Source organism: Acinetobacter sp. WCHAc060042 (assembly GCF_003231195.1).
In the GTDB taxonomy this organism is placed as follows: Bacteria; Pseudomonadota; Gammaproteobacteria; order Pseudomonadales; family Moraxellaceae; genus Acinetobacter.
Map to the genome: position 1 here is coordinate 68441 of NZ_QKVN01000021.1, position 6737 is coordinate 75177.

At 40.2% G+C, this 6737-nt stretch carries 5 protein-coding genes; 4 read left to right on the top strand and 1 reads right to left on the bottom strand.

Annotated elements, in window-relative coordinates:
• The first annotated feature begins 144 nt into the window (after positions 1–144).
• Genes DPG01_RS10655 through DPG01_RS10665 form a run of 3 tightly spaced genes read left to right on the top strand, consistent with a single transcriptional unit; the run spans position 145 to position 1917 of the window.
• Positions 145–855, top strand: coding sequence for an AzlC family ABC transporter permease (locus DPG01_RS10655; RefSeq protein ID WP_110975073.1), 711 nt, complete (start codon positions 145–147; stop codon positions 853–855).
• Positions 852–1163 (top strand): AzlD family protein, encoded by a 312-nt coding sequence (locus tag DPG01_RS10660; protein WP_110975074.1) that lies wholly within the window; start codon positions 852–854, stop codon positions 1161–1163. Before DPG01_RS10655 ends, DPG01_RS10660 begins: the two co-directional genes overlap by 4 nt.
• A gap of 34 nt (positions 1164–1197) precedes the next feature.
• Positions 1198–1917, top strand: coding sequence for an alpha/beta fold hydrolase (locus DPG01_RS10665; RefSeq protein ID WP_110975075.1), 720 nt, complete (start codon positions 1198–1200; stop codon positions 1915–1917).
• A 120-nt stretch (positions 1918–2037) separates the two neighbouring features.
• Here the strand turns inward: DPG01_RS10665 and DPG01_RS10670 are convergent, their stop codons facing one another.
• Positions 2038–4167, bottom strand: coding sequence for a TonB-dependent siderophore receptor (locus DPG01_RS10670; protein WP_110975076.1), 2130 nt, complete (start codon positions 4165–4167; stop codon positions 2038–2040).
• A gap of 408 nt (positions 4168–4575) precedes the next feature.
• Here DPG01_RS10670 and DPG01_RS10675 point away from each other — a divergent pair, with 408 nt between their 5' ends.
• Complete coding sequence (locus DPG01_RS10675) at positions 4576–6669, top strand: TonB-dependent siderophore receptor (RefSeq protein ID WP_110975077.1); 2094 nt, start codon at positions 4576–4578, stop codon at positions 6667–6669.
• Positions 6670–6737: the final 68 nt, after the last annotated feature.

A 6737-nucleotide genomic window follows, 5' to 3' on the forward strand; every position in this document is an offset into this window, starting at 1 on the left:
AGTTTTATGCGTTTTTCTTTTTCTCTTTCTAAGTGCATAATTTACAACAGATCAAGTCTTACAAAGTATCAAGTTGTATTGATGCCACTCTGCTACTCACGCCCTAACTTGAGACATACGACTGATAATGAAAAGGAAATAGCTTTGTCTAATACAACCCAAGAGATATATAGCCTCAACACTTCAGATGTTTGGTCTGGCTTTAAAAGCTTATTGCCTATTTCACTTTTCGTTGTGATTTTTGGTGCAGCCTTTGGATTGGCCTCGACACATACAGGTTTAAATAACGATTCCAGTATGTTAATGAGCGCCTTGGTTTTTGCAGGCGCTTCCCAATTTGCAACTTTGGAATTATGGGGCGAACAAATATCATTGTTTCCGTTGATGATTACCGTTTTCTTTATTAATGCACGTCATCTTTTAATGGGGGCTTCTCTTTACCCGTGGTTACGCCATCTTTCTCCAATGAAAAGATACGGTGTTCTGCTTGTGATCTCGGATGCAAACTGGGCTTTATCTTTACAAGCCTTTAGCCGAGGTCAATCTGGTTTTGGATTGTTATTTGGCGGAGGTTTAGCACTTTGGGTCGCATGGATTATAGGTACATGGCTTGGCTTGTATTTTGGGCATAGCATTCAAAATCCAAATGCTTTTGGGCTTGATATGGTTATGTCTTGCTTCTTATTGGCAATGGTTGTAGGTGGAAAAAAAGATCTACGTATGGTGTTGATTTGGGCTGCATCTGCTTGTATTTCACTATTGGCTTATTGGTATTTGCCGAAAAATAGTCATGTGGTCATCGGCGCACTTGCAGGTGGTGTTATTGGTTTGCTTTGGAAAGAGAAAAAAATATGAATATAGAGCTAAGTACAGCATATCCGTTGACCATCATCGCAATTATGGCCCTCGTCACACTGGTTACACGTTGGGGTGGCGTATTTATTATGTCTTATGTCCCCATCACTGATACTGCTCAACGGTTTATTACTGCAATGTCAGGCTCTGTACTGGTCGCACTTTTAGCTCCGATTGCTGTTGAGGGAGATAATGGCGCGCGATTGGCCTTATTAACGACACTTGTCGTGATGTTGGTGGTGAAAAAGCCATTGCTTGCAATTGCCTCTGGCATCATCGCCGCAGCGTTATTTCGTCAATATATCTAGTGGTTTTAAAACATCCTCAGAAATGAATAAGCCAATGATAAAACAATCTTTAGCTGTAGTTTTGATTTCAGGCTTTATGTTAGATCAATCTTTATGGGATGACTTTGTGCAGGAGCTGCCCTCAGAATGGCAAATGATTCGAGCCAATTTATCGCATGGAAATTCCATCCCAGAAATTGCTCAATATATGATCCACTCTTTACCTCCAAAATTTATCTTGATCGGTTTTTCTTTAGGTGGCTATGTTGCAAGGTCTATAGCGGAGCAGTTTCCAGAGCAAGTTTCTGCATTGATTCTCATTGCATCCTCACTACGTTCTGATACAGCACAGCAAAGACAGCAGAAAATGATGGTGATTAAACTGTGTTCAAAAGAAACATTTAAAGGTTTAAGTTCAACGGCTATTCGGAAAACCTTGCACCCTTCAAATAATCACAATGATAGGCTGATACATAAGATTCAGAAAATGGGACAGCATTTAGGCTATGACACCTTTGTGAGACAGTCTCTGCTGAATAGAAATGAGCAGGATACAACAAAAATTTTGTGCCCCACTTTGATTATTTACAGTGAGCAAGACCAAATCCGTTCAGCAGATGAAGCCAACGAATTACATCAACAAATAAAGGGTTCCGACTTGGCTGTGATTGAAAATACGGGACACATGATACCTCTGGAACAGCCCAAAGCATTGGCACAGGTTGTTTTGAAATGGCTCAATCGTGATTACATTTCAAGTCAGTTCGAAAAATAATTGACCTATCAATATAATAGAGACTGAAAAGAGCCCTCTAGTAAAGTCTAAGACAATTCATCATCAGACAAAAAAGGCATATTGTGGAATATGCCTTTTTTATTTACTTAAACGTATTTCTTAAAAATTCACAGTCCATGAAAACTGTGCTGTACGTGGTGTACCCAGAAATAAATAATCATCTCCGAAGAAGCTGCCTGCATCGCGCCAGTATTTTTTATTGAACAAGTTGTCCACGTTCAGACGCAGCATATTATCATAACCATAAGCACGGAAGTTATAAGCTGCACCCGCATCGAATACGGTATAGCCTGAAACTTTAACCGTACCCGTTTTATTGGCGTATTTACTGCTGCTGTATTGCATACCTGCAAGTAAACGTAAGCCCTCGACTTGAGGCATTTGGTAAGACACATGACTGGCAAAACGTAGCTTTGGTACGTTTTGGGTCTGATGCCCTGCATATTCATTTGCTTGTACATTTTCTAAACGTGAACGGGTCAGCGCCAACGTCGATGTCATATCTAGATTCTCAGCAACACGACCTTGCAATCCCAATTCCAAACCTAAGTTGTTTTGTTCACCATCGGTGACATAATTACTAGCACTATTGGTATATTGATTGTCTTGTCTTAAATCGAATAATGCCGCTGTGAACAACATCGTTTGCCATTGCTGTTTAAGGCCCAACTCGTACTGAGTTGAATGTCTTGGCGCTAAGGTAGCATAAGCATTATTGGCATACCACGGCGCTTGACTACCATCGCTTATCCCTTTTGCATAAGAAGCATAAAGATGAGTATTTTGCCAAGGCTGGTACATCAGAGCGAGTTGCGGCAAGAAGCGATTAAAGTCGGTCTCGCGAATATTGTTACCATCCGCAGCATAGGCACTTTCATTTAAATGTAAAAGCTTACCGCCCAACAAAACTGACCATGCATCATTCAATTTGATTTGATCTAGTAGGTTTAAAGCAGTTTGTTGACTATCCAATGATTTGTAATGATTACCTAAGGCTTTATCCGTAGGTGTATAGGTAATAGGATCATGATCAATATTTCCTGAACCTATCCATTCATTGATTGCATCATACTGAGTATGACGTTTGTAAGCATGTGACAACTCTAAACTCAGGCTATGTTGCCATGCTCCAGTGCTGAATTTTCCGTTCAAACCTGTTTTAAATTGATTGGTGAGATAACTGTCATCTGGGCTGCGGAAATCATAAATGTCATAGTTACCCTGTTGGTCAAAGGTATAGGCAAAAGCAGAGTAATCATCTACGATCACACGGCTTTGTGAAGCTGACAGATTGCTACTCCAGTTATCATTGATTTGATAACTATATTTAAGACTCGTATTTAGACTTTCATTAGTGACAGGTTTACTCCAGCTTTGATAGCCTAGCAAACGATCCCATTCCACTCCTGTCGGTATAGTTTCACCGCCCAATAGCTGATAGCCCGGTACCGAACGCTGTTTTTGACGCTGTGATTCAAGATCAAATTCGAGTTTTGAACGATCTGAAATTTTCCAGTCTAAAGCCAAGGAACCAAACAAACGTGTACCGTCAGCATGTTCAACATAGGGATGAATGTCTTCATAAGCTGCATTCACACGATAACCAAACTGTTGATTGTCTCCAAGCCATCCACCAAAGTCTGTTGCCACACGACTACCGCCATGACTATCTGCTTCAAGAGTTAAAGATTGGACATCTTTGGGGCGTTTACTTACATAATTCACGACTCCACCTGGGGTCGACATCCCACTTTGAATCGCGCTCATGCCTTTTAGGATTTCAACTTGCTCTTTATTTTCAAGCGCTACATTTTGCTCACCACGAAGCAAATTACCGTTCAGTAAATAACTTGATCCCGCATTTAAGCTAAATCCCCGCATTACAAAGTTTGCATAGTAACCAATCGGTGCATAGCCATCACCAACAGATGCATCATTTTTCACTACATCGCTCAGTGTTTTCGCATGTTGATCTGCTATTAGTGCAGCAGTAACGGTGTTAATAGAGGCAGGAATTACTGCAAGGTTTTGCTGGGCAAAGCCAGACAAATTAACTTTGGGTTGATAATACGCAGCTGGTTCAGCTTGAGCCGTGGTTGTAATGGTTGCGAGTTGTGCCACATCACTGTCTTCTGCCGCATGTACCCATACCGAGTTCAGCCCCAGACATGAAAATGAACCAACCGCCAATAATGCTTTTTGTAAACGAGAAAATGGATACGTTTTCACAGTCGTTGCTCACCCCAAAAGATAAATTTACAGCCTGAATTTTGCGGCATGAGTATTCACAATTTTCTTAGAATGAACAAGCACATTATTCAACATATCTCAGCTTTTTTTAAAATTATCTGGCGGTAGCTTTGAGTATGTAGATTTTGAAATTGAGCTTATAGTTTAATTATTTGATTTTAAATTATAACTTCGATCTACGTTTCCTATCTTCAGCCGCATTTATACAGCATATGGTAGATGTGACTTTATCTGATTTGAAACAGCGTATTGAGGATCAAAACCTAAAAGCTTAGGTTGATTTATTTCAATTTTTTAAGCCATTTTTCGTTTTTAGAGTGATTTTTTAAATACAAATTTATTAAAATGTTATAACATAACAATACAAAATCTAAACTACTCGCCTTCATGATGAATAAATTCTCCATTCTATCTTCTGGTTTATATTTAAGCCTACTAAGTTCTTTCACTTGGGCCGAAACTTCAACAGAAGTACTCCAGACCATCCAATTGCAAGCCGAAACTGAAGATGAAAGCTTGCAACAAAGTACCGCAATGACTAAGTTTTCACATGACATTTTAGACGTGCCATTTAGTCGAAGTTTGTTATCTAAAGCTCTAATTCAGCAACAAGATGTACAGCGTATTGATGACGCACTAACACAAGTAAGTGGTGTTTATAATCAAACCAATTATGGTGGCGGATTTTGGGATAACTTCTCATTCAGAGGTTTTAGTACAGACCCAAATATTGGGGCACAAATTATAAGAAATGGCTTGAGTGTCAACCGTGGACTCAGTGCGCCGCGAGACATGGTGAATATTGAATCACTCGACTTTTTAAAAGGCCCTATGGCTGCTTTATATGGTCGCGGGGAAGCTGGCGGTTTACTCAACATCAACACCAAAAAACCGCAGTGGGAAAGCTCTTCAGAAGTTAATTTACGTGCTAACAGTTTAGAAAAGTATCGTGCCAGTTTTGAACATACTAGCCCAATAAATGATGCGGTGGCTTATCGTATTGCGGTCGCACATGAAGATAATCAAAGTTTTCGTGATCATGTGCACAGTGAGCGTTGGTTTTTCTCCCCTCAACTCACATGGAAAATTTCAGATTCAACCCAGTTAGATTTTGACAGTGAATTTACCCGACAAGATGGAACTTTTGATCGTGGTGTGAGCAGTTATCAAAAACAATTTGTGATGGACCCAAAAACATTTACAGGCGAACCTGATGATGGCGATCATATTCAAAAAGATCATTTTTATCAGCTTCGACTTGCGCATCAGTTTAATGATGACTGGAAAATGCATAATGCACTCAGCGTAAAAGATACTCAACTCAAAGGCTTTTCCAGTGAACCTCGTCGTATTCAGAGTGATGGACGGACATTAGAACGTCAACGTCGCTATCGTGACAATAAAAGTGATGACATTCTCTTTCAAACGGAGCTACTTGGGAAAATCCAACAAGGCTGGGCACGCCATGAAGTACTTTTGAGCACTGAACTTGGGCAAATGAAGTACCGTCAATTACAACTGCGTCGAAACCACAGCAGTAGCGTGCCAAATAGCATTGATATCTATAATCCAAATTATGGGCAGTATTCGCCAGAGCTTCCTCTTTTCATTAATACCGAAGAACAGCAACGCTATTTTGCACTGAATTTACAAGATCAAATTTTTCTGAATGATCAATGGAGTGTGCTGTTCGGTGCGCGTTTTGATCACATTAGCCAAGATTTTCAAAATAAACTTGCACATACATCCAACCAACAAGACTTGCAACAAACCAGTCCACGCTTGGGGTTGAATTACCGACTGAATGATCGTTGGTCATGGTACGCCAACTACGGAAAATCCTTTGCCCTCAACAGTGGAATGGACAGAAATGGCAATGTTTTTAATCCTGAAAAAGGCAAAAGCTATGAAATTGGTGGGAAATATCAAATAAACCCACAAAGTTTAATCAGTTTAGCCCTGTTTAAAATGGATAAAGAAAATGTACTGACTACCGATCCAACAGATAGTAGTTATCAGATCACCGCTGGAGAAGTCTCTAGTAAAGGCTTAGAGTTCGATATTGAAACCCAACTGAGTGATCGACTCTCTGTCCGTGCAAATTATAGCTATACAGATGCACAAGTGGAAAAAGACCAGAGCCTTGTTAAAGGTTCGAGGTTGAGTAATGTGCCAAAACATAGTGGTTCTGTGAGTAGCAACTACGAATGGGATCTTGCCAATGCAGACAAAGTTGGAGTTGGCGCAACGGCAGTCTATGTTGGTAAACGTAGTGGACACAGTACAGATAATGGCTTCAACTTACCTGAATATACGTTACTCAACTTAAACGCTTACTATGCCCCATCAGATCAGCTACGTTATCAGCTCAATGTGCATAATCTTTTAGATGAAACTTACTATGTCGCAAGCTATAGCGATATGTGGATTCAACCAGGCGATCCTTTAAATGCATCGCTCTCGGTGCAATGGAGGTTTTAAGAGCCAAAACCAGACATGAGCTATGCTAGATCATGTCTGGTTTCTCAGTCATTTTTATAGATTTGAGG

Excerpts from the sequence above, each read along its gene's own strand:
- DPG01_RS10665 (WP_110975075.1), top strand. The coding sequence starts at position 1,198 with ATGATAAAACAATCTTTAGCTGTAGTTTTGATTTCAGGCTTTATGTTA.
- DPG01_RS10660 (WP_110975074.1), top strand. The coding sequence starts at position 852 with ATGAATATAGAGCTAAGTACAGCATATCCGTTGACCATCATCGCAATT.
- DPG01_RS10675 (WP_110975077.1), top strand. The coding sequence starts at position 4,576 with ATGATGAATAAATTCTCCATTCTATCTTCTGGTTTATATTTAAGCCTA.